We start from the raw sequence: 22,402 nt of genomic DNA, 5'->3' as shown, positions 1-22,402 counted from the left end.
CTTTCCAAAGCCTCAAAGCGTGGCCCCCCGAGCAGACAGGCATGAACGGCAATCGCTTCGGTCGGCTCTTCCAGATCAGTACCTACGGAGAGAGCCACGGACCGGGAATGGGCGTCGTGGTCTCCGGGTGCCCGGCGGGCCTCGAACTGGATCGAGCGGCGATTCAGGCAGAACTGGACCGTCGCAAGCCCGGCCAGTCACACATCTCGACCAGTCGGGACGAACCGGACAGCGTCGAGATCCAGAGCGGGATTCAGGACGGTTACACCACCGGTACGCCCATCGGCCTCACCATCCAGAACAGGGACGCCCGTTCGGGGAAGTACGAGCCGTTCATCACGGCGCCGCGGCCGAGTCACGGTGATTTCACCTACTCGGCGAAGTTCGGCACCCGGAACTGGGGCGGCGGTGGGCGTTCCTCCGCTCGCGAGACGGTCAACTGGGTCGCCGCCGGAGCGATCGCGAAGCAGATACTCGAAACTGAGGACATCGAGGTCCGGGCCCACGTCAGTCGGATCGGCGACATCGAATCCCCACCGGTCACCTTCGAGGAGATGGGCAAACACACCGAGGAGACAGACGTTCGCTGTGCGCACCCCGAGACCGCCGCGGAAATGCGGGAGGTTATCGAGGAGTACCAGCGGCAGGGCGATTCGATCGGCGGCGCAGTCAGTTTCGAGATCCAGGGCGTTCCCCGAGGGCTCGGTGCGCCGCGGTTCGACGCCGTCGAGGCGCGACTGGGTCAGGCGATGATGGCCGTCCCGGCGACGACCGCCTTCGAGATCGGACTAGGACGGGGGGCCGGATCGGTCTCCGGGCTGGAGCGCAACGACGAGTGGACCGTCGACGAGGATGGGGACCCCACGCCGGTCGAAAACGACCACGGGGGCGTGCAAGGCGGGATCACCACCGGCGAGCCGATTTACGGCGAGGTAACCCTCCACGCGCCGACCTCGATCCCGAGCGAACAGACGACCGTCGACTGGGAGACCGGCGAGGAGAAGACGGTTCAGGTAACCGGCCGCCACGATCCCGTGTTACCCCCGCGTGCCGTGCCCGTCATCGAGGCGATGGCCGCGATCACGATCGTGGACTTCATGCTGCTCGCCGGGCGGATCACCCCGGATCGCCTCGACGGTCGTCCTGGCGAGTACGACACTGACTACCATCCGAGTCGCCCGGAGTGAGTGAGAAAGCCGGCGATCGCGGAGTTTTAGGTGCGGGACCGTCGAACAGCATCTATGACTGCACAGGGAGGGCCGCGACGATGACGACTGTTGTACTCGTCGCCGACCCACCGGTCGAAGGGATCGCTTGCCAGCGCCTTCTCGAGGAGACGGAACTCACGCCGGCGGACGGCCTTGAACTCTACCGGGCACTGTTGGGAGATACGATGGAGACCCTCGCCCGGAGCACCATCGACATCCTGGTCAACTATCCGACGGCCGAGGGGCTGCCGGCAGGTGCTGACCCAGAGGCCGACCTGCGTGAGATCGCCGCCGAAGCCATGTCGGCGGATCGGCTGGCCGACGTTCGCTTCGAGCCTCAGGTCGGGTCCAACTTCTCGGCGATCGCCGGGAACGCGATCACCCATCTGGTCCGGGACGAGGGGCGGCAGTCCGCAGCGGCCCTCCGCCCTTGCGTGCCTCGTCTGGCCCGGTCGGTGGTCGACGAGGCCACGTTGAACCTCCGCCGAGACGATGTGATTCTCGGGCCAGCAGCCCGGGGTGACGTGTACTTCGCCGGGTTCGCCGAGCCGATCGACTTCGAGGACGCCTTCGAGACCCGACCGATCGAGGAATTGACCCGGCGTGCAACGGAAGCGGACCTCGATGTTGGGTTCGTCCAGCAGCGGACGGTCCTCGACTCCCCGGCGGATTTCCGGACCGTTCGGTCCCGAATTGAAGCCGACCACCTGGCGGGCAAACCCGTCCCGGAGCGGTTCTGGAACGTGATCCAGGAGCGGGGGATCGAGGTCGAAGACGGCGTCGTGCAAAGCGCCGAGACAGCGTAACCGGTCGGGCCTACGAGGAACCGGAGAGTCGGTCACCGAGGAGAAGTTCGGTCTGGGCGTAGGCAGCGAGGACGATAAAGATCGCCCCGGCCGCAACCGCGAGCGGGGCCGCGATCAACGCCTCGTGTGCATACCCAACGATAGCGGCCCGGAAGCACAGGAAACTCACGAGATACCCCAGAGTCATGACCCCCGTCTGTGCGACCGCGTTTCGGACCGCCATCACCCCCACGTGAATGAGCACAATCGGAGACAGATTAAATTTTCCGCGGTGTCCAGCTCGGTGGTGCACTTCCGACAGTTCTTAACCCCTCGGCTTGCAAGAGACGAGTGCGGTGAGGTAGCGAAGCGGCCCAACGCGCCTGCCTTGAGAGCAGGTGGCTATCATAGCCTCAGGGGTTCAAATCCCCTCCTCACCGTTTCTATACTACCCAGCGCGTGTGCCGAAGGCACCGCGCAACGCTTCAGGTTGAACGGTGTGAGGATTTGAACCCAGGAAACCGAGCGAGGGACGAGCGAGGTTTGCGCTGGTTCAAATCCCCTCCTCACCGCTTCTACAAAACTCTGCGCGTGTGCCGTAGGCACCGCGCAATACTTCAGGTTGAACGGAATGAGGGATTTGAACCCTGCCAGTCGCGCGCAGCGAAGCGAGCACGTCTGGCTCCGGTTCAAATCCCCTCCGCACCGTTTTGCGACGAGCGAAGGCGAGGAGCGAACGGTGTGAGGATTTGAATCAGACCGAGGTTCTGCGGAACGCAGGTTCTCGGGCGTGGTTCAAATCCCCTCCTCACCGCTTCTACAAAACTCTGCGCGTGTGCCGTAGGCACCGCGCAATACTTCAGGTTGAACGGAGTGAGGGATTTGAACCCTGCCAGTCGCGCGCAGCGAAGCGAGCACGTCTGGCTCCGGTTCAAATCCCCTCCGCACCGTTTTGCGACGAGCGAAGGCGAGGAGCAAACGGTGTCGTGGGATTTGAATCAGACCGAGGTTCTGCGGAACGCAGGTTCTCGGGCGTGGTTCAAATCCCCTCCGCACCGTTTCTACAACACCCAGCGCGTGTGCCGAAGGCACCGCGCTACAATCCGCGAAAAACGAGATCGAACGTTCAGTCGCCGCTCGGAGCCGCCGTGGGTGTCTGTTTGCGACCGGAGACTGCAACCAGCCGGTAGACAGCAACGACGCCGAGAACCACGAGCGCGATAGCGAGCATCGCGGCCCGCACGTTCGGCCCCACAAGCGGCGTCGCGAGGATTTCTGCACCCTCGGGGACCGCACTCTGGGACAGGGCATACGCCGTCCCGTCCTCGGTTGCATACGATATCATGGGGCTCATCGAACCGGTCAGCGTGACCAGCAAGCCGATAACCGGCATTGCGATCACGACGAGTGCGCCGATGATAACCATTCCAGCCTGTTCGACGGCGGTGATATGTTCCTGTGTCATTGTTCTAGCCCAGTATCGCGCGGGCGATCGGATTTTGCGCCCAGTCCATCTTCTCGAGGTACTGATCGACACCCCAGATCCGTCCGGCGCCCATGATCCCGATGGTGACGAAAAGCACCAGGGCCATCAGGTCGCTGTTGAACAACCCGTGGGTCCAGCCGGCGTTTACGAAGTAGAAGAAAAACATTAGAAAGCCCCCGAAGAAGGCGGCCAGTCTGGTGAACGCACCCAGCAGGATGCCCAGCCCGATCAACAGCTCTCCCCACGGTATCATGAAATTCGTGAGGGCGATGCCGGCCGAGTTGTTGAACAGCGCGAGCACACCTTCGAGGATGGTCCCCTGGGAGGCAAACTGAATGAACCAGGCTGCGTCGAACGGTGAGCCCAGGACGTAGGTCTCCCAGACCTTGGTCAATCCGGCGTGGAACATCCACCAGCCGGTGACGACTCTGAGAATGAAAAGCCAGTACGCCGTCCACGTGCCGTTGAGATCCAGGGACAGATCGCCCCCTGGCAAGTTGGCCTGTATTGTTTGGGTCATTGTCGATTGCTACACCTGTTTTTAGGGCACCCTAAAATAAGTGGTAAACCCCGATTACCAGGGTTTAATAATCGTCACAAGACGGCGTAATGGGATAATATGATAGACCAAGACATCCATTATATAATGGTACCCATGAATGGACTGGACTGCGGTACCGGCCCGGAATACCTTAGTCAACTCGGGTGAAACAGAGTCACATGACCGCCGACGGCTCCGAGTGGCCCATCGATCCCGACGGTCCCGAGGGCAGCAACGACCTCCGCCGGTTCGACATGGCGATCCTCTCGAAATTCGTCCCCAAATCGGCTTTCCCGCTCTCGACGGAGGCGTTCCTCGACGACCACGGCGAGAAGCCCGTCCGACTGAACTATCACCGTGTGGAGCGTGTCGCCACGCTCTTCGAACACGTCGACGCAAAATCTTTCGAGACCAAAACCGAGTTTCACCGGGCCGTTGGCGAGGCGATCAGAAAGGGTGGATACTGGGAGTTCACTGCCGAAGACTGACTGCTAGCCCTCAATCTCGCCCTCGACTTTTTCCTGCAGCAAATCGACCGCCGTCCGATTTGCACCCTCGGGAATGATGATATCGGCCCGTTTTTTCGTCGGTTCAACGAACTGCTCGTGCATCGGTTTGACCGTGGAGAGGTACTGCTCGATGACCCCCTCCAGGTCTCGACCGCGCTCGACCACGTCACGCCGGATGCGGCGGAGAATACGGACATCGGCGTCGGTCTCGACGTACACCTTCAGATCGAGTTGATCTGTGATGCGTTCGTCATACAGCACGAGAATTCCCTCCAGGACGATCACCGCCGAGGGCTCGACCGTCACGCGTTCGGGTTTCCGAAGGTGACGCTCGAAGTCGTATTGGGGCATCTCGATAGGCTCGCCGGCGAGCAAGGTTTCAAGCTGTTCTGCCAGGAGATCCCACTCGAACGCCGAAGGGTGGTCGTAGTTGACCTCACGGCGTTCGTCCATGTCTAGATGGGAGAGATCCTCGTAGTAGTTGTCAAGCGGGATCATGGTGACGGCCTCCCCCACGGATTCGGTGAGTTCCCGGGCTACAGTGGTCTTGCCGGCACCGGTACCACCAGCGATGCCGATCGCGTACGGAGACCGATCCATTACGTAGGAACGAACGGTCCCGGCAGTTGAATCCCTCGTTTTCCACGAAGCGAGGAACTACTCCGGCTCGGCGGATAAGGCTACCGGGGATACCTTTTAGACCGAACCGGTGATACTGTGAACTATGACCACACTCCCCGTCAGGGACCTTCTCTCACGGGATTACGTCGGGGTGAGCGAATCCGATGCCGTACTCGGCGCGGTACAGCTAATGCGGGAAGCCGGGGAGACGGCTGCGGTGGTCCTCCGCGGGCAGGACGCGGCGGGCGTCCTCACCGCAGCGACCGTCCTCGACAGGTTGCTCGACGGCGACGATCTGGAGCGGACGCCCGTTGCCGACGCGATGAATCCACATCCGGAGACCGTGACCCCGGAGACGACGGTTGCGGAAGCGACCCGGCGCCTCGTCGGTACGGGGACGACCCACCTGCTTGTCACTGACGGGAGCGAAGTGGTGGGGGTCCTCGACGCGAGAGACCTCGCTGCAGCGAAACGCACCGAGCAGGCCGCGACGACTGAAACGACGACCGCCGCCGGTGGCACCGAGGAATCGGCAGTCCAGGACGGATATGCCAACCAGAGTATCTGTGAGGGATGCGGTTCGTTCTCACAGGACCTGGTGAATGTGGACGGACAGCTTCTCTGTCCGGATTGCCGCACGGTCTGACGGACCGACACAGAAACGCATTTGGACCCCGGCCCGAAGGTTGGGGTACATGGCGATACGGACCCTCGATGACCTGGCTCTCGACGGGACCTCGGTCGGTGTTCGGGTCGATATCAATAGCCCGCTCGGGGACGACGGACACCTCGCGGACGACGCCCGGCTCAGGGCTCACGTCGATACACTCTCCGAACTCCTCGAACGCGGCGGAAAGGTGACCGTTCTGGCCCACCAGGGGCGGCCTGGCGGTTCGGAGTTCGAGCCACTCGAAGCCCACGCGACTCGCTTCGACGAACTGCTCGACGCCCCGGTAATGTACACCGACGCGACGAGTTCCGCCGGCGCCCGCGAGGCGATCGACAACCTGGACAATGGACAGGCGCTGGTCCTCGAAAACACCCGATTCTACAGCGAGGAGTACATGGAGTTCGAGCCGGCCCGGGCGGCCCAGACACACCTGGTCGATCGGCTCGCGCCGCACTTCGATGCGTTCGTCAACGACGCGTTTGCCGCAGCCCACCGATCCCAGCCCTCCCTCGTCGGGTTTTCCCACCGACTGGACGCCTATGCGGGCCGGGTGATGGAACGGGAGATCGACGTCCTCGGGAACATCGATCAGACCCCGACCCCACGAGCCTACGTGGTCGGTGGCGCGAAAGTCCCCGACTCGATTCGAATCATCAGACACGGTATCGAGGCCGGACTGGCCGATACGATCCTGACCTCGGGTCTCGTTGCGAACGTCTTTCTCATGGCCGACGGCATCGACCTGGGCGAGGAGGCCGCCGATTACATCATGGAGAAGGACTTCTGGGACCAGATCGACCGCGCAGCCGAGTTGCTCGCTGAGCACGGCGACCAGATCGAGTTGCCGGTCGACGTCGCGGTCAAGACTGAGGGCAAGCGCCAGGAGATCCCAGTCCAGGAGCTTCCGACGACGGAGCACGGCGACGTCATGGACATCGGGAGCGAGACGGTTGATCGGTATGCCGAGTGCCTGGAGTCGACGGGAACCGCAATTCTCAACGGCCCGGCCGGGGTCTTCGAGGATCCGGCCTTCCAGCGGGGGACAAAAGGGCTGTTCCAGACCGTCGCCGACACTGAGTACAGCGTCGTCGGTGGGGGCGATACGGCCCGGGCGATCCGGAAGTTCGGGATCGACGGGTTCGACCACGTGAGCACGGGCGGTGGGGCTGCCCTCGCAATGCTCACGGGCCAATCCTTACCGGCTATCGAAGTCCTGGACTCCTGATGCGGGTCTCGGTTACGCCAGCCGAATCGGATGCTCTCGACGCCGTCCTGGAGTGCTGGATCGATCTCGTGGAGGGGCAGCGGGCCTACGGCTCGCACATCGAGGGCGAAACAAATCGGGAGGCAGCGCGTGATCTCCTCGGGCAGTACATCGCGGGGGAGATGCTGGCTGTGGCCCGCCCAGCGGACGAGTCCGCGGACGAAATAATCGGTTTCGTGATGTTTTACCGCGATCGGGGCCTGTTCGAGGAGTCGGTCCCCCGCGGGGTCATCGAAAACGTGTACGTCGTTCCGTCGGCCCGCGGAAACGGTGTTGGATCGGCGCTCATGGACTACGCCGAGACCGAACTCGCCGACCGAGGGGTCGAGGTGGTGGGCCTCTCCGCGATGGCCGAAAACCGGACGGCCCGGGAGTGGTACCGGAGTCGGGGCTACGAGGAACACCGAGTCGTCATGGAGCGGCAACTCGACGATCACTGAGGGGAACGCGTATACGGGATCACGCCGTACTACCGCTGTGGCTAGTCTGTTACGCTTTCGCCGGTCGACGGAATCCTGGTCCGCAGGGACCGTCCAGGACCGGCTCTATCGCCCACTGAATTCGAAACTCGGTGCGACAGCCTCGACCCCGTGGTTCGCATCGCCGCCTGGCTACGAGGCCAGACGGTTCGAGATGGACAACGGGGACATCGCGCTTTTCGCCTGGAACGACCACGGCGCCTACTGGATGGGGAACACGGAGACGCCGGAAGCGCTCTGGCGGACGGAGAAATACGGCTTTTCGGAGGTCCCGGACCCGATCAGCGACTGGGCCGAACGCGAACTGCTCGCGCAGTTACACGAGGAGACGCCGTGGCTCGAATCGTATCCACACCTCTCCTGGTTTTTCCTCCCGGTCTTTCTCTCGAAGGATGGGCGTGAGACCTCCCGGGCGTTCTTCACCGACCACGCGGCCGGCTTCCCGATCGACGACCCGGAACCGGCCCTTGAGTTCTACGAATCCTTCCTCGAAACTGGCGTGCTCGACGAGTACCGACACCTGATGGCCGGGAAACTCGGAACCTCGGAGGCGCTCAACCTGATCCGCATGACCGCGGCGATGGGAGAGTTCAACGCGGCCTATCTCCTCGATGCGGCGGGGTACGATCTCGTCCCCGAGGCCCCTGTCTCGACTGGCCACTCCCTCGATTTCCGGGTCGAAGGTGAAGATGGATCCCATCTCGCCGAAGTGACCCACCCGGCGCCGCCACACCGACGCAGCGTGAGTTCAGCCGTGGAGGCGGTTAGGCAAACGGCTGCGACCAAAGTCGACGGGCAACTCGACGCACACGGTGGCGGGGTCCTGCTGATGGTCGACTGTTCGAGTTTCACGAACGAGGAGTGGCAGGCCGTCTCGAGTGCGAAGCCAGCCGTCGGGCACCGGCCTGCAGTGGTCTACAGGCTCCGGCCCGATGGGACGACGGCTGGGTACGCTGACGGACACGTCCCACTTGACCTCGGCACCCTGGCCTGATCAGGGCCCGTGGCTACAAGCTTATTGTCTCTTGGTACCATGTACCATGCATGAGTGTTACGATACGCCATCCCACGGAACGAACGTGTCTCCGCTGTGGGCGAGAGGAGGTCTGGCAGGAGGACGAGGGAACCTGGCGCGCGAAGGCAACTGGACGGATCTACTGCGTGCACGAGTGGAACGTGACTGGTACCTTCTCCCCGATCAAGGTGTAGGCACGGAGGATTCAAGCGTCGGGGCCACCAACAAACTGGCGTGTCCGAGCCACGCCACGAGCGGCTCACCGCTCGCCGAACCCCTGGAGACCGGAACGCACTCCATTACTGGCAAGCGGCCAAACCGCTCTGGATCGTGGCCCGGAACTACGCGGCGATCGTTCTGGCCCGGCATTCGCCCAGCCTCCGAATGAAAAACTGGCTGTTCAGGCGACTCGGGATGGAAATCGAGTCCGGGGCGACCTGGGCCCTCGAATCGACGCCCGACGTCTTCTTCCCGGAGTTGATCACCGTCGAGTCCGAGGCGATCGTTGGGTATGACGCGACGATCCTCTGTCATGAATTCCTCCAGGACGAGTACCGGACTGGTCCCGTCCGGATCGGCGAACGGGCCATGATCGGAGCCGGTGCAATTGTGCTCCCGGGTGTCGAAATCGGGGCCGATGCACAAGTCGCGGCGAACTCGCTGGTGACAGAAGACGTCCCACCCGGCGAGACGGTCGCAGGAGTCCCAGCCGAACCCGTCGATTAGACGTCGAGGACCAGTGTCGCGCCGTTTTTGAGGACGAGATGGTTCGGCACGAGATACACCCGACCGTCCTCTTCGATTTTCGTCACGAACAGCTGGACCTCCTGGACGACACCCTCACGTTCCCCGACCGCGATTCGATCCCCGATGGTGTAGGGTTGGGTCAGCAGGAGGAATAGTCCGGCTCCGCCCGCCGCGAGCAACTGGTGAAGCGCCGAAGCGAGCAACACGATGATAGCAAGCAGGTAGGCCCCCAAGAGGAGGACCAGGACGCCGACCGCGACTCCGATCTGAGCGAGTGCCAAAAGCACCGCGACGAAGATCACCGTGTACCGGAGGAGTTGGCCAACGAGGGTTATCTCCGGAAACTTGATCCCCTTGAGCCACTCGTCGACCGACATTTCGACTTTGTCGCCGACCAACAGTCCACCCATGACGATGACCGCGGCGAGCACGTAGGACGGCAGGAGGTCGGCGAACTTCGAGAGCAGGACACTCGTCTCGACGAGACCCGCGATTTCGAGACTGTAGACGGCCGTAACTACATAAATAATCCAGGACGATGCGTTCCCCAGAAGGGAGATGACATCCGAGTTGAGGTTCCGGGCCGTCCGCTCTAAACTCGTGCCCTCGACGGCCTCGTCGACGCCCAGTCGGCTCAGGATCTGTCGGTTGAGCCGCCCGACGAGATACCCCGCCACCAGCCCGAGGACGAGCACCGCAACAGCCAGTAGATACCGCATCTCCACGCCGGTACCGACGAACCACTCGGCCATTCAGTACTCCTCCGGATCTAGCTCCAGGACCAGATCGCCGCTCTTGAACGCCCGGACCATCCCGTCGCTTTCGCTCAAGACGACCGCCACGGCCCCGGTATCCCGCGTGATGGCACCCGCAGCCATGTGACGAGCGCCCAGGCCCTTCGGGATGTCCACGCCCTCCGCAGAGGGTTCGAGATACCGGTACGCTGAGACGATCTTGCCGGAGTCCGAGATGACGAAGGCGCCGTCCAGCCGCGAAAACTCCTTGAGCATCACGTTCACGATCGGATCCCCGACGTGGACGTGGGACTTCTCGAAGGGGTTGTACGAGAGCGGCCGGGATTTGTTCATTACGTTGCCGGCGTCGCCGACCACGAACAGCGCCCCGACCGGTTTGCCCTTCTGGCCTTTCTTCCCGAGTTCGATCGCCACGTCGAAGGTGTTCCGAATCACGTCCGGGTCGGCCCGGGATTCAGTGAACAGGTCGTAAATCCCGTGAGTGCCACTCTGAACGCGCACCCGAGCGACCATATCCCGGTCGTCGCTGAACAGACTGAGGACGGCCGCCACCTCGTCCCCCGGTTCGACGACCTCCTGGTCTGTCGCCCCCTCCAGCGCGAACTGAATGTAGTCCCGAACGCGATCGAACTCCAGCGGAACGTCGACAAACACCTCCGCGTCGACATCGTTCTCCGTCCCGACGACCACGACCGGGATCTCCTCCAGGGACTGGGCCGCCTCGTACTCGGAAGGGGTCGGGGAGAACAGAAAGATGGCGTCGATGTCCGCGATGATGTCGTCCAGCAAGGCACACGAGTCAGTCATTGCTACAAGGGTCTCGCGGTGCCCTCAAAACGTTTGTGCGCCCGAGGCCGGGGAGGCAGTTTTACGTCACCCGTGAGTAGCAGGCACAATGAGTATCGATACCAAATACCTTGGAGAATGGACGTACTTCGATGGGACAGACGCACCCGCTGGAGACCCGGATTTCGTGCTAACGCACCTCGCTGACCTTCACGGACAGCTTGGATCGTCCCAACAGGTGTACTACGACAACCCCCGTGCTCGACCACCGATCGAGTTCGAGGGCGAAGACGAAGTGATTCGACCCGTTCGGGGACTCCCCACCCACGTATCGAAGCTCGACGCCCTGCGGAGCGAGTACGACACGCTCCTCGCGATGTCCGGGGATACATTCCACGGCACCGCCGAGACGACCTACACGAACGGACAAATCATGATCGAGCCGATCAACGCCCACGTCCAGCCGGACGTGTATGTGCCCGGCAACTGGGACTTCGGTCACGAAGGAGCGGCGGACGGCTCCGCACTGGAGCTGTTCGACGCGCTTGACGCACCGACACTCGCCACGAACCTCACGGATGCCTCCGGCAGCCAGTTATACGATGGCTATCGCCTGGTGGAGGTCGGTGGCGTAACCATCGGCATCGTGGGCATGACAAACCCGTACATCGACCGCATGGCCCCGGCCTTCCACGAGGGAAAGTACGCTTTCGGGAAGGCACCCTCGTTGCTGGATGAGACCGCTCGCGCGGCCCGAGAAGCGGGCGCGTCGTTCGTCGTGGCCGTCACCGAAATCGGGCTGCCCTGGGTCGTACAGGCCGCAAAGGACTTCGAGAGTGTCGACGTGTCCCTCAGCGCCCATACCCACGAGTACACCTACGAGCCGATCGTGATCGGCTCGACCGAAACGGTCGTCGTCGAATCCGGCATGAGCGAGGCCCTTGGCCGGATCGACGTTCGGTTCGACGGCGGTCGTCCGGCCTTCCGACACGTCCTCTACACGTTCGTAGACGGACACGAGTACACGCCAGCCCCGGATACGGCCACAGAAGTGACCGTCGAGGAACTTCGGGCACCCTTCTTCGAGTCGAATCCCGGATTCCAGCGGGGCGCCGGCACGCTCGATCGACCGCTCTCGACGGTCGTCGGCGAAACGAAGTCCCCCCTCTCCCGCCAGTCGTTTCTCGAAAGCCCGTGGAATACCCTGTTCAACGACGCGCTGGTCGAGTACTTCGATGCCGACCTCGCGATCTCGCATGGCAACCGGTACGGGCAGGCGATTCCGGCCGGGGAGATCACCCTCGAGGACATCTATACCTTCTTCCCGGTCACCGCACCCGTGGCAGCGGGAGACGCCTGGGGCCAGCAACTCTGGAATCACGTCGAAACGTCGCTCATCGACAACTTCACGCCGCACGTCTACGACCAGGAAGACGGTCGAATGCGGGCCTTCTCCGGGAACGTTGAACTTCTCATCGACCCGACTGCCAAACGGGGCCGACGGCTCGTTTCCTTCCTCATCGATGGGGCCCCGATCGATCCGGACGAGACCTACCGAGTGGCCACCTTCCGTCGGCCCGGCGCCGCAAAACGAGATCTCGGAGGCTGTAACTTTCCGTTCAGAAACGTCTCGGTCGAGGACGCAATTCCGGCCGCCGTGCTGGTTGAGTTCCTGGAAGCCAATTCGCCAGTCGAGTACGAACTGACAGGCCGAGTAGACACGCCACCATCCGGGGGGTGGGTCCAAAACACGCCAGCGGAGGGACCCTATCCGTTCATTCAGCCGGGCGTTGACTATACCGGTGGCCAGACGTACGTCGAGACGGCGATGGTCCCCCGGCGATACGATCACCCGAAACCGGGGCCGGCACCGGGGGCCGAAGACCGGTAAGAAAGACCAGCACGGTCAACGCCGAAACCGATCCGTTCGAACAGGTCACCCGACCATGACGACCGGGCGTTCGGCCGCCTGCATCACGTCCGTCGCGGTGCTGCCGATCAGGACCTGCGAGACACCGGAGCGCTTCCGGCCGCTCATAACGATCTCGTCCGCATCGATCTCCGCGGCCCGGTCCAGGATCCGGCCCGATACAGGCTCGCCCGTGCCAAGAGTTCGGTTGACAGTGATTCCAGCCCCCTCCAGTCGATTCGCGGCTGCGATCGCCGCCTCGTTTCCGTCGAAGTTCTCACTGTCCGCCGTGGACGCGTCTTTACGAGCGAGCACGTGCAGTACGGTAACCTCGATTTCGTCGTGATCGACCGGGCAGTTCAGGATGTACTCCGCCTGGGCCGCACTTCGGTCCTCGTCCCGGTCGACGGGCATTAGTATCTGGTACATACCAGATAGATATTGTTGGCAATGCATAATATAACTTCGCCCAACAGGAGTTCGGATCGGGAATTGCTAGCCCCAACCGCTCTCTGCCAGTTTTCGACGGTCGTCGCCAAGAAGGGGCGCAAATCACGGGCTTCCCGTCCAATTTTGTATCGGCAGGCCTAACTTTGGTATGTGTAAACAACCCATGTCAGATCACGAAACCGTCGTCAAACGATACTACGAGGAACTGTTCACCGAAGGAGCCCTGGACGTAGCCGAGGAGATACTGGCCGAGGACATCCGGTATCACGGACCACGAAGTGTGACTCCCGGGACGCTGGAATCGCCGTCACAGGTCAAGGCATTCGTCAAACGGTATCACGGGGCCTTCCCCGACATCGACTACCACGTCGAATCGGTGTTTCGCTCGGGCGATCAGGTCGCGGTCCGCTGGACTTCCGAAGGGACTCACACGGAGGAACTGTTCGGAATCGAAGGCCAGGGCAAGGAGTTCACCGGAACAGGACTGAACGTCTTCGAGTTCGAAGACGGAAAAATCGCCGAGGTCTGGTCCTACTGGGACACGCTGGGGATGGTCCGTGAACTGGGTCTGGTCGCCCCGATGGGGCTCGCCTCGAAGCAATAGGCCCCGCAGCGTTTTCCGGGCCGGAAGCGTAGGGCTATCTGTGCAGGATCTCTCTCACCGCTTCGAGGCCGACATGCCGACGTTTCCCGGCGATCCCGGGGTCCAGGTGTCGCCGGTAAAAACTATCGAGCAGGACGGCTACCGTGTGACTGGGTTCGAGGGAACCAGTCACGCCGGGACCCACATCGACGCGCCGTCTCACACCGAACCAGAGGGGAAGCCCCTCGCTGACTTGCCTGTCGAACGGTTCGTCTTCGATACAATCCGGGTCGATTGTCGTGACCTGGACGCCAGGGAGCCAATTCCACCCGAACGCGTCCCCGAAACCGAGGCCGACTGTGTCGTCTTTCAGACTGGCTGGGACGAGTTCTGGGGGACCGACCGCTACCTCGATCATCCGTATCTGGCCCCCGAGACGGCCCGCCGGTGTGCAAAGCGGGATCTCGCAGTCGGGACGGACACGCTCAACCCGGATCCGTCCCCGTCACCGAATCGCGACCAAGCGGAGCCCGAAGGCTATCAGGCCCATCACGCGCTGCTGGGAGCCGAACTGCTTATCATCGAGAACCTCACCAACCTCGAATCGGTCCCCGAGCGGTTCGAATTGCACGCCCAACCGCTCCCGCTGGGGACCGACGGCGGGCCAGTTCGAGCCATTGCCATCGAGCAGGAGTGACCTGCCAGGACCCATTCGTTTTTGGGATTGCCAATAGATGTGAACCTATGGCAGACACGACCGACAGCGACGTGCTGATCGTCGGTGGCGGGCCGGCCGGCCTCTCGGCGGGGATTTTCACCGCCCGGGCGGGCCTGGAGACAACCATCGTGGACGACGGCGGCTCGCTGCTCCGCCGGAACGCCCACCTGGAGAACTTCCCGGGATTTCCAGCCGGGGTCAATAGCCGGCTCTTGCTCGATATGATGGCAGCACAGGCCGAGCATGCCGGCTGTGACCGACACGAAGGAGCGGTGACGGACCTGCAATCCACGGACCAGGGATTCCGTGCCGAAACCGCGTCTGGAGAGTCTCTCACGACCGACGTGGTCGTCGCAGCGACGAAGAACACGGTCGATTACCTGGCGGACATCGACGGCGTGGAGATCAAACACCGGGGCAAGGACTTCGTCGAGACCGACACCCGGGGTCGAACGGGCGTTCCGGGATTGTACGCGGCGGGTCGGCTCGCGGAGCAACCCTACCAGACGATCATCGTCGCGGGCCACGGTGCGTCGGTCGGTGTCGCAGTCGTCGAAGATTCGGACGTGCCATTTTTACCACGACTGGGTCGCCCCCGAGGGGTACTTCACGGGTCGTGGTCGAGAGGTCCCGCCCGGATGCGAGGAGATCGACGATGCGGAGCGAAAACGCCGGGAAATCGAGTCACTGGATGTGATGAACGAATACTTCGCCGAGCCACATACAGCAGCACCCACCCAGCACCCGAGTGTCGAAGAGGAGTAGGCAGCTATCTTGATACAGCGAGAGAATCCCGCCGTTCACGGCGGGCGTGAATCGCGTACGCTCTGGTAAGAAACCGCTGCGTTACTGCTGGTCTTGAGTCTCCAACGCTTCAAGACCCGCTTCCAACACTTCTGCATACGCTTCTGAAAGTTCCAAGTCGTTTGCTTCGGCGTAATCTTTCAGACGACCGTGTAATCCGTAGGAAAGGTCAATTGCTGGCCTCATGTGACTTTCCCGTACTTCTCATAGCAGTTTTCGGCATGGTGCGGATTCTCCTCTTTGCACTCGGGACAGACGAACAGGTAGCTGTCCGGTTCTTTCCCATGCTTTTCTTCAAACCGTTCCCCTGCGGTCTGTCGATCCTCGAAACAACCAATCAAATCAAGGGTAGTCCAATCGTCGGTCTCTCCACAAATGTAACACGTAAGCGGTGTGTCAACGGTCATGTCGCACAAGACTTATTTGACGTGGAGACGTGAAAAGAATTGTGGCATGAAGCGTACCAACACGTTCGTCGTGCGACCGCTCACCGACGATGATGAGCAGGTGCTACGTGGCCTGTTGGACGCTTCCGCCGCTCTCTGGAACGAGATTAATTACGAGCGTCTCATGCGCTACAACGATGAAGACGGCTTCGACGGTGACGTATGGGACGCCGATACAGGGCGTCTCGAAGGCAAATACAAAGCCGTTCTCGGCGCGTCCACCGCTCAAACTGTCCGGCGAGCAAACAGCGAAGCGTGGCGATCGTTCTTCGAGAACAAGAAAGCGTATCACGACGAGTCCAATACGTCAGTCACGGAACACCCGGAACCGCCGGGCTTCCGTGGTAACGAGGACGATGGTCGTGTTCTCAAAGGCGTCGTCCGAAAAGACGCATACAGCGTCGAATGGGGTAACCGCTCCCGGCTTGAGATGGTCGTCGGAAAAGAACTTCGAGACAAGCACAACAGCCCGAAAAGCCGTCTCCGTCTGGAAATAGTTGGCGACCCGAATTGGCCCGACTACGAAGACCAAGGCCGACTAGAACTGTGGTACGACGAGACTGACAGCAACTTCCGAGCTTCGCAACCTGTGACTGTTTCTGACGATGCACGGGACACTCCACTGGCCGACGAGAAGGCCGCTCTGGACATTGGTGCAAACAATCTCGTCGCCTGTACCACCACGACCGGTGCGCAATACCTGTACAAAGGCCGCGAGTTGTTCCAACGATTCCGTGAGACGACACGCGAGATCGCTCGGTTGCAGTCAAAACTCGATGAAGGCAGGTACAGTAGCGAGCGTATCCGGCGGCTGTACCGGAAACGGACTCGTCGCCGTGACCACGCTCAAGAAGCACTGTGTCGTGACCTGCTGGACCGGCTGTACGCCGAAAGGGTCGATACCGTGTATATCGGTGGCTTGACCGACGTACTCGAAACGCACTGGTCGGTCGAGACGAACGCCAAGACGCACAACTTCTGGGCGTTCAAGCAGTTCACCGAGCGACTGGCCTGTACCGCCGAGGAATACGGCATCTCGGTCGAGGTCCGATCAGAGGCGTGGACCAGTCAAGAGTGCCCGCAGTGTGGCGGCACAGACCGAACGACACGGCATCAGGACACACTCACCTGTCCGTGCGGATTTGAAGGACACGCCGACCTTACAGCCTCAGAAACGTTCCTGAGACGGCACACAGAGAAAGCAGTCAGGCCGATGGCACGGCCCGTGCGGTTCGAGTGGGACAGCCACGAATGGCTGGAGTCACCACGCTCTCAGGAAAGTCCCAAAGAACAGCGCACAGACCCGAGTACCGTCCACCGTGACGGGAATGTTGCCTTAGGGGACTCTCAGACAGTCTGAGACTCCCACGGAGGAAACCCCGTCGTTCACGCCGGGGAGGATGTCATCGTTTGATCTCGAACCCCTCGATTCCCTCCGGGTCCGCCCAACGAACCTCCACGCTCTCGACGTTCGCAGCCGGGCTCCCCTCGTGACACCACTCGACCAGTTCCTCCACGGTCGTTTGTGGCCCCTCGAAGACGGCTTCAACGCGGCCGTCCGGGAGGTTCTTCACCCAGCCGTCAACGTCTCGCTCCTGGGCCTGGTCGCGAGTGGTAGCTCGGAAGAAGACTCCCTGTACTCGTCCGGACACGAAGACGTGCGCTCGTTGACGGTCGGTCATGAGTGTTGCTTGCTGGAGCGAGCACTAAAATCCACCTTGGAGTACTCACGACGCTGTAATCTAATCTAAAACAGCCGTTAGCGGTCTTTTCCCCAAGTTTTGCGAGCGGCTGTCCCAGCCGCTCGGAAAAAGTGGGGGATGGGACCGGATTCGAACCAAAGGAAACCTCGCTTCGCTCGGTTTCCAGGGCTCGAATCCGGCGACCGCATTTCCGCCCGCGATCTCATCGCAGCGACACAGCAAGCTGGTCGCTGCGAGGTGAGAGTCGCTGAAAATGCGTGGGACCGGATTCGAACCGGCGAACCCCTACGGGACAGCGCCCTCAACGCTGCGCCTTTGACCTAGCTTGGCTACCCACGCGATCGGAACGCAGCCGAGGATTGCCACCCGCCAAGTAAAAGCCCTTCTATTCGGTCGTTCGCTCGCCCGAAATCCCCAGCCGGCTCACTCGTCCAGAACGGGCGCGGCCACGTCCCTGTCGGTGGCCTCCCCCTTGATGTCGTAGGGGTATTCGCCAGTGACACAGCCCATACAGAGATCCGACCGTGCGGTCCCGATCGAGTCTGCGACGGCCGAGGGAGAGATGTACGCCAGGCTGTCCGCGCCGATCTGCTCCTCGACGGCCCCCACATCGCCCTCCGCGGCGATCAACTCGTCGCGATCGGCCATGTCGATGCCCATGTAACAGGGCGCGGTGATCGGCGGCGCACCGATGCGGACGTGGACCGACTCCGCCCCCGCCTCACGGAGCAGATCGACCAGCTGCCGGGAGGTAGTCCCGCGGACGATACTGTCGTCGATGAGCGTCACCGAGCGGTCCTCGACCGTGCTCCGGATCGGGTTCAGTTTGAGCCGGACCGCGCGCTCGCGGGCCTCCTGGGTCGGCATGATGAAGGTTCGACCCACGTACCGGTTTTTCATCAGCCCCTCGGCGAACTCCACGTCCGGAGCCGCCTCCGCATACCCCGAGGCGAAGGCTCGCCCCGAGTCCGGAACCGGCATCACCACGTCGGTCTCGACCCCCGCTTCCTCGTAGAGTTTCCGCCCCAGTTCCCGGCGGACCTCATAGACCAGTTCCCCGTCGATGACCGAGTCCGGACGGGCGAAGTAAACGTACTCGAAAAAGCAGTTCGCGGTCCGCTCGGGGGACTGAAGCTGGTAGGCGTCGAAGCCGGAGCCGTCCTCGTCCAGGACGACCAGTTCGCCGGGTCGAACGTCCCGAACTACCTCGCCACCGAGCGTATCGATCGCGGCACTCTCACTGGCGATGACGTACCCATCCTCCAGTTCTCCGATGATCAGCGGTCGATTGCCCTCCGGGTCGCGGATACCCATGACGGTATCGTCGTGCATGACGGTGAGGGCATAGGAGCCGTGCAGCCGCTCCATCGTTCGCTTGACCGCTCTGACCAGATCGGATTCGAGGAGGTTCCGCGCGAGGTCGTGGGCGATGACCTCCGTGTCGCCGTCGGAGCTGAACGCGTGGCCCTGTTCCGTGAGCTTCGAGCGCAACGCCTCCGTGTTCACGAGGTTCCCGTTGTGACTCAGCGCCAGCGAGCCGGCCTCGAAGGAGACGGTAAAGGGCTGGGCGTTCGACTCATCGACGCTGCCAGCAGTCGGATAGCGAACGTGCCCGATTCCCGACTGCCCGTGCAGCGTGTCGATATCGCCCTGGTCGAAGGCCTCACCAACGAGCCCCATCCCGATGTGTTCGTGCTGCTGGAACCCATCGTGGGTGACGATTCCGGCCGATTCCTGGCCACGATGCTGGAGGGCGTACAGCGCGTAGTAAGTCGGGAGCGCGGCGCCCTCCGTCTCGTGGCTCACCCCCACGACGCCACATTTCTCGGTCGGCCCCGTTGAGTCCCGGGCGGGGACCTCGCCGGTTGACATGGATCCTCATTACCGGACCCACCGGAAAAACCCATCGGGAACGTGCAGGTTTTCGCCGGCTTTGGTAAGAAAGTATCCAAAAACGTGGATACACGCGGGAGACAGAGCGCCAGTGCTGTCGCTACGCGGGAAAGCGACAGGAGAAGGCGGTCTTAGTTATCGCCCGCTTTGGACTCCCACTCGTAGCCGCGGCGCTTTGAAGATTTCCCGAAGCCGCAACTCGAACAGACGCCCTTCTTCACGTGGTAGGACTTCTCGCCACACCGTCGGCACTTCACGTGTGTCTTGGTGTTCTTTTTGCCCTGACTCGGCGTTCCGGATCCAGTCATATGTCTATCGAGACGACGTTATCGCCGCGTATAACGGTTGTGTCTTCTCCCGCTTCCAGAACCAGGTTCATATGCTGGTCGTACCCCGCGAGGACGCCGGTGAACGTCTCCTCACCTTTCAACGTGACCGTGACCGATTCCTCGAGGGCCGCCTCCAGGACATCGAGAGGTCGCCCGCTCATACCCCAGCCAGCGCCCTGGCCCGCTTAAACGCTCCGGAACCCGCTCAGAGCGAAGTCCGGAAGTCCGCGCCCGTTTCGGCCTGGGCCGCCGTCTCAGTCAGGACTGCAGCGGCCTGGGAGAGATCTTCGGTGTCGATCACTTCGACCGGCGTGTGCATGTATCGGTTCGGGATGCCGAGGTTGAGACTCGGCGTGCCACCCCGCTGAGTGTAGAAGGCGTCCGCGTCGGTGCCCGTCCGGCGTCCAGAGGCCTGCAACTGAACGGGGAGATCCGCGGACTCGGCGGCCTCACGAACGGCGTTCACCAACTCGGGGTGGTTGGCCGTCCCCCGCGTCACGACCGGGCCCTCCCCGAGCGAGACATCGCTTGCCTGATCCTCCGGATAGGCCGGGTTGTCCGAGGCATGAGTCACGTCCACCGCGACGACAGCGTCGGCGTCGAGTTCCGTCCCGACCATCATCGCGCCCTTCGTGCCGAGTTCCTCCTGGACGGTCGCGACGGCGTGAACGGTCGCATCGACGTCTCGCTCGACCGCCCGGCGGAGCGTCTCGGCGGCGACCCAGAGGCCCGCCCGATTGTCGATGCCGCGACCGGCGATCCGGCTGCCCGCCAGATCGTGGAGGCCGACGGCCGGAATCGCGGGGTCCCCGACCTCGACGAGTTCGCGAGCGGCCGCCCCGTCTTTGGCTCCGATATCGACGTGCTGGGCCGTGATCTCGGGGACCTCACCGCTCTCACCTCGATCGCGGAGGTGAATGGCCGTCTGGGCGATGACGCCGTTGACCGGCCCCTCGTCGGTCTGGATTTCGATCTGGGTCCCACGAGAGACAGCAGGGTCCGAGCCACCCACCGGAATAATCCGGAGAAAGCCCTCCTCGGTGATCGAGGAGACCGCATACCCGATCTCGTCGGCGTGGCCAGTAACGGCGATCGAGACCTCGCTATCGCCCTCGAAAGAGGCGACGGCATTCCCGTAGGCGTCTGTCTCGACCGAATCGGCGAAGCTTGAAACGTAGTCGATCCAGGCCCGGAGCGCCGGGGTCTCGTAGCCCGAGGGGCTTTCCGTCTCGAGCAGCGTTTCGAGGAATTCGCGCTGAGTGCTGTCCATACCCGTACTGGTGATCCCATCGACGTTAAACGGTCGATCCCGGCGGGGGAAGCCCGAAGAGCTATCGTCGTGGAGCGTTGACATGTACGCATGGGCATCGTCGAGTTTCACGTGGATCAGATCGAGGTCGAGACCGTCCCGAAACTGGTTCTCTTCGACCGGTCCGACGGCGTCGAAAAGCCGGCAGGGGAGCCGGGAAGCAAGCCCCCGGTGTCACCGTTGACTGCGCTTGGTGTCGCCGTATTCGCGACCGTCCTCGCCGTAGCCATCTGGAAACTTGCATCCCGGGTCAAGAACATCGATCGGCCCCGGTGACTACGCGCGAAGCGAATCGACCGGCCGGTCGTTCGCGGCCTTCCAGGCTGGGTAGAGACCGCTGAGCAGACTCGCGCCGACCGCAAAGACAAAGCCGAGGAACAGATACTGCATGCTTTGCCACCCGAGCACGAGCATCGCGTCCCCGACGAGGAACTCGAACAGTAACAGTCCCACCCCGAACGAGAGGAGCACACCGAGGACCCCACCGATCATACCCAGAAACGCTGCCTCGGCCAGGATCATCCGGAGGACTTCACCCCGCCTGATTCCGACTGCGCGCAGTACGCCGATCTCGCCGCGCCGTTCGACGGTGCTCATGAGCATGACGTTGAGAATCGCCACGCTCGCCACCACGAGGGAGATGGATCCGATTCCGAACAGCGCGAGGTTCAGCGTCCGCAAAAACGAGTCGATCTGTTCCTGAATGTCCGCCAGGGTCGTGGCACTCACGACTTCTTCCCGTTCGTTGAGTCGCTCCTCGATCGCCGTCGCGATTCGAGTCGCCGCTTCCCCGTCCGCGGCGATCACACTGACCGAACTGTAAAGCTCCGTGTCGATGGCCGAAACCGGGAGCACCAGCGTGCCGCTCCCGCCAGCCCCTCCGAAGCCTCCACCGGTGTCGATGATGCCACGGATCCGGTAGAGCCGGCCGTCGTACTCCACTGGATCACCCAGGCCGAGCTGTAACTCTGTTGCGGTCGTGCTGTCGATCAAGGCTCCTGATTGCAAGCGATCCGGGGCCGTCCCGGACGCCACGTCGTAGAGTGCACTGGCCTCGGTCACGCCGGTCACGCTCACGCCCGCCTGTTCACCTCCCGATTCGATCACCGTTCGCGCGGATTTCTTCGGGACGACCGTCGCGTCGGTGACGACGGATTCGATCGCCTCGATCTGTGATTCGGTCAAGCCCTCGGCGGGGTTGTCCTCGCCGGGCGTTACCGTCACTTCGTCGGCGAGCCCCCCGAGGTCCTGTGTCGCCTGGTACTGGAGGGCTGCACCGGCCATCCCCAGCGAGGCGATCGCGACCACCCCGATGACGACCCCGAGTGCGGCGAGGGCGGTTCGAACCCGGTTTCGGCCGAGATTCCGCCAGGCCATGGAGACACTCGGAAA

The 22,402-nt window shown here is 62.5% G+C and carries 26 protein-coding genes, 2 tRNA genes and 2 pseudogenes; 16 read left to right on the top strand and 14 right to left on the bottom strand.

Translation table 11 applies throughout. The features are described from left to right. The first annotated feature begins 41 nt into the window (after positions 1-41). Complete coding sequence (gene aroC / locus HSR6_RS03705; RefSeq protein ID WP_071932837.1) at positions 42-1,187, top strand: chorismate synthase; 1,146 nt, start codon at positions 42-44, stop codon at positions 1,185-1,187. An 80-nt stretch (positions 1,188-1,267) separates the two neighbouring features. Next, on the top strand, positions 1,268-2,014 hold the full coding sequence (locus tag HSR6_RS03700) for a hypothetical protein (protein WP_070364649.1): 747 nt from the start codon (positions 1,268-1,270) through the stop codon (positions 2,012-2,014). Positions 2,015-2,024: 10 nt separating this feature from the next. Here the strand turns inward: HSR6_RS03700 and HSR6_RS03695 are convergent, their stop codons facing one another. Beyond that, the gene (locus tag HSR6_RS03695; protein WP_070364648.1) at positions 2,025-2,246 is read right to left on the bottom strand and encodes a hypothetical protein; all 222 of its coding nucleotides are present in this window, start codon (positions 2,244-2,246) and stop codon (positions 2,025-2,027) included. A gap of 102 nt (positions 2,247-2,348) precedes the next feature. Between HSR6_RS03695 and HSR6_RS03690 the strand changes: the two genes are divergently transcribed. Beyond that, positions 2,349-2,433: transfer RNA gene (locus HSR6_RS03690), tRNA-Ser, on the top strand. A gap of 686 nt (positions 2,434-3,119) precedes the next feature. On the opposite strand, the gene HSR6_RS03685 is transcribed toward HSR6_RS03690, so the two are convergent. Continuing rightward, positions 3,120-3,458, bottom strand: a complete 339-nt coding sequence (locus HSR6_RS03685; protein WP_070364647.1) for a hypothetical protein — start codon at positions 3,456-3,458, stop codon at positions 3,120-3,122. Positions 3,459-3,462: 4 nt separating this feature from the next. Next, complete coding sequence (locus HSR6_RS03680; RefSeq protein ID WP_071932836.1) at positions 3,463-3,999, bottom strand: DoxX family membrane protein; 537 nt, start codon at positions 3,997-3,999, stop codon at positions 3,463-3,465. Between the two features lie 200 nt (positions 4,000-4,199). Here HSR6_RS03680 and HSR6_RS03675 point away from each other — a divergent pair, with 200 nt between their 5' ends. Beyond that, the gene (locus tag HSR6_RS03675) at positions 4,200-4,508 is read left to right on the top strand and encodes a DUF5785 family protein (RefSeq protein WP_070364645.1); all 309 of its coding nucleotides are present in this window, start codon (positions 4,200-4,202) and stop codon (positions 4,506-4,508) included. A gap of 3 nt (positions 4,509-4,511) precedes the next feature. Here HSR6_RS03675 and udk read toward each other — a convergent pair. Then, positions 4,512-5,132, bottom strand: a pseudogene (gene udk / locus HSR6_RS03670) (uridine kinase); the annotation flags it as partial. A gap of 121 nt (positions 5,133-5,253) precedes the next feature. Here udk and HSR6_RS03665 point away from each other — a divergent pair. Genes HSR6_RS03665 through HSR6_RS03645 form a run of 6 tightly spaced genes read left to right on the top strand, consistent with a single transcriptional unit; the run spans position 5,254 to position 9,304 of the window. Beyond that, a complete protein-coding gene (locus HSR6_RS03665) occupies positions 5,254-5,796 on the top strand; it encodes a CBS domain-containing protein (protein ID WP_071932835.1) in 543 nt (180 codons plus the stop codon). A gap of 49 nt (positions 5,797-5,845) precedes the next feature. Further along, the gene (locus HSR6_RS03660) at positions 5,846-7,045 is read left to right on the top strand and encodes a phosphoglycerate kinase (RefSeq protein ID WP_071932834.1); all 1,200 of its coding nucleotides are present in this window, start codon (positions 5,846-5,848) and stop codon (positions 7,043-7,045) included. Continuing rightward, a complete protein-coding gene (locus HSR6_RS03655; protein WP_071932833.1) occupies positions 7,045-7,524 on the top strand; it encodes a GNAT family N-acetyltransferase in 480 nt (159 codons plus the stop codon). Before HSR6_RS03660 ends, HSR6_RS03655 begins: the two co-directional genes overlap by 1 nt. A 37-nt stretch (positions 7,525-7,561) precedes the next feature. Next, positions 7,562-8,557: a DUF5784 family protein gene (locus HSR6_RS03650; RefSeq protein WP_071932832.1), complete on the top strand. Its 996-nt coding sequence runs from the start codon at positions 7,562-7,564 to the stop codon at positions 8,555-8,557. Between the two features lie 50 nt (positions 8,558-8,607). Next, on the top strand, positions 8,608-8,772 hold the full coding sequence (locus HSR6_RS11080; RefSeq protein ID WP_198400431.1) for an HEWD family protein: 165 nt from the start codon (positions 8,608-8,610) through the stop codon (positions 8,770-8,772). 40 nt (positions 8,773-8,812) lie between these two features. Continuing rightward, entirely contained in the window at positions 8,813-9,304 is a 492-nt protein-coding gene (locus tag HSR6_RS03645; protein ID WP_070364639.1) for an acyltransferase, read from the top strand. On the opposite strand, the gene HSR6_RS03640 is transcribed toward HSR6_RS03645, so the two are convergent. Both HSR6_RS03640 and dacZ read right to left on the bottom strand, forming a co-directional pair. Then, positions 9,301-10,077: a mechanosensitive ion channel domain-containing protein gene (locus HSR6_RS03640; RefSeq protein ID WP_070364638.1), complete on the bottom strand. Its 777-nt coding sequence runs from the start codon at positions 10,075-10,077 to the stop codon at positions 9,301-9,303. The genes HSR6_RS03645 and HSR6_RS03640 overlap by 4 nt on opposite strands. Further along, positions 10,078-10,887, bottom strand: coding sequence for a diadenylate cyclase DacZ (dacZ, locus tag HSR6_RS03635; protein ID WP_071932831.1), 810 nt, complete (start codon positions 10,885-10,887; stop codon positions 10,078-10,080). Positions 10,888-10,975: 88 nt separating this feature from the next. Between dacZ and HSR6_RS03630 the strand changes: the two genes are divergently transcribed. Beyond that, positions 10,976-12,757 carry a bifunctional metallophosphatase/5'-nucleotidase gene (locus tag HSR6_RS03630; RefSeq protein WP_071932830.1) on the top strand — a complete coding sequence of 594 codons (1,782 nt, stop codon included), beginning with the start codon at positions 10,976-10,978 and terminating at the stop codon, positions 12,755-12,757. Between the two features lie 45 nt (positions 12,758-12,802). Here the strand turns inward: HSR6_RS03630 and HSR6_RS03625 are convergent, their stop codons facing one another. Further along, positions 12,803-13,204: a universal stress protein gene (locus tag HSR6_RS03625; RefSeq protein WP_070364635.1), complete on the bottom strand. Its 402-nt coding sequence runs from the start codon at positions 13,202-13,204 to the stop codon at positions 12,803-12,805. A 184-nt stretch (positions 13,205-13,388) separates the two neighbouring features. Between HSR6_RS03625 and HSR6_RS03620 the strand changes: the two genes are divergently transcribed. The 4 genes and pseudogenes from HSR6_RS03620 to HSR6_RS03600 all read left to right on the top strand — a co-directional run bounded on the left by HSR6_RS03620 (position 13,389) and on the right by HSR6_RS03600 (position 17,136). After that, complete coding sequence (locus HSR6_RS03620) at positions 13,389-13,829, top strand: ester cyclase (RefSeq protein ID WP_070364634.1); 441 nt, start codon at positions 13,389-13,391, stop codon at positions 13,827-13,829. A 40-nt stretch (positions 13,830-13,869) separates the two neighbouring features. Continuing rightward, positions 13,870-14,505 (top strand): cyclase family protein, encoded by a 636-nt coding sequence (locus HSR6_RS03615; RefSeq protein ID WP_070364633.1) that lies wholly within the window; start codon positions 13,870-13,872, stop codon positions 14,503-14,505. Positions 14,506-14,552: 47 nt separating this feature from the next. Then, positions 14,553-15,291, top strand: a pseudogene (locus tag HSR6_RS03610) (FAD-dependent oxidoreductase). Positions 15,292-15,783: 492 nt separating this feature from the next. After that, positions 15,784-17,136, top strand: a complete 1,353-nt coding sequence (locus tag HSR6_RS03600) for an IS200/IS605 family transposase (protein WP_070364630.1) — start codon at positions 15,784-15,786, stop codon at positions 17,134-17,136. Positions 17,137-17,179: 43 nt separating this feature from the next. On the opposite strand, the gene HSR6_RS03595 is transcribed toward HSR6_RS03600, so the two are convergent. The 6 genes from HSR6_RS03595 to HSR6_RS03570 form a co-directional block, all read right to left on the bottom strand. After that, a complete protein-coding gene (locus tag HSR6_RS03595) occupies positions 17,180-17,458 on the bottom strand; it encodes an acylphosphatase (protein WP_071932828.1) in 279 nt (92 codons plus the stop codon). A gap of 275 nt (positions 17,459-17,733) precedes the next feature. Beyond that, positions 17,734-17,818: transfer RNA gene (locus HSR6_RS03590), tRNA-Leu, on the bottom strand. Between the two features lie 84 nt (positions 17,819-17,902). Continuing rightward, the gene (gene purF, locus HSR6_RS03585; RefSeq protein WP_070364628.1) at positions 17,903-19,351 is read right to left on the bottom strand and encodes an amidophosphoribosyltransferase; all 1,449 of its coding nucleotides are present in this window, start codon (positions 19,349-19,351) and stop codon (positions 17,903-17,905) included. Positions 19,352-19,503: 152 nt separating this feature from the next. Then, positions 19,504-19,680 (bottom strand): 50S ribosomal protein L37e, encoded by a 177-nt coding sequence (locus HSR6_RS03580; RefSeq protein WP_071932827.1) that lies wholly within the window; start codon positions 19,678-19,680, stop codon positions 19,504-19,506. Beyond that, positions 19,677-19,862, bottom strand: a complete 186-nt coding sequence (locus tag HSR6_RS03575) for an LSM domain-containing protein (RefSeq protein ID WP_070364627.1) — start codon at positions 19,860-19,862, stop codon at positions 19,677-19,679. The genes HSR6_RS03580 and HSR6_RS03575 overlap by 4 nt, the downstream gene beginning before the upstream one ends. A 44-nt stretch (positions 19,863-19,906) precedes the next feature. After that, positions 19,907-20,971: a M20/M25/M40 family metallo-hydrolase gene (locus HSR6_RS03570; protein WP_070364626.1), complete on the bottom strand. Its 1,065-nt coding sequence runs from the start codon at positions 20,969-20,971 to the stop codon at positions 19,907-19,909. A 90-nt stretch (positions 20,972-21,061) separates the two neighbouring features. On the opposite strand from HSR6_RS03570, the gene HSR6_RS03565 reads away from it, so the two are divergent. Then, complete coding sequence (locus HSR6_RS03565; RefSeq protein WP_070364625.1) at positions 21,062-21,286, top strand: hypothetical protein; 225 nt, start codon at positions 21,062-21,064, stop codon at positions 21,284-21,286. Here HSR6_RS03565 and HSR6_RS03560 read toward each other — a convergent pair whose 3' ends face one another. Continuing rightward, the gene (locus HSR6_RS03560; protein ID WP_083258817.1) at positions 21,287-22,387 is read right to left on the bottom strand and encodes an ABC transporter permease; all 1,101 of its coding nucleotides are present in this window, start codon (positions 22,385-22,387) and stop codon (positions 21,287-21,289) included. Positions 22,388-22,402: the final 15 nt, after the last annotated feature.

The sequence above is a fragment of the Halodesulfurarchaeum formicicum genome (assembly GCF_001886955.1).
GTDB classification, from domain to species: Archaea; Halobacteriota; Halobacteria; order Halobacteriales; family Halobacteriaceae; genus Halodesulfurarchaeum; species Halodesulfurarchaeum formicicum.
This window is presented reverse-complemented; position numbering and strand designations above follow the sequence as displayed.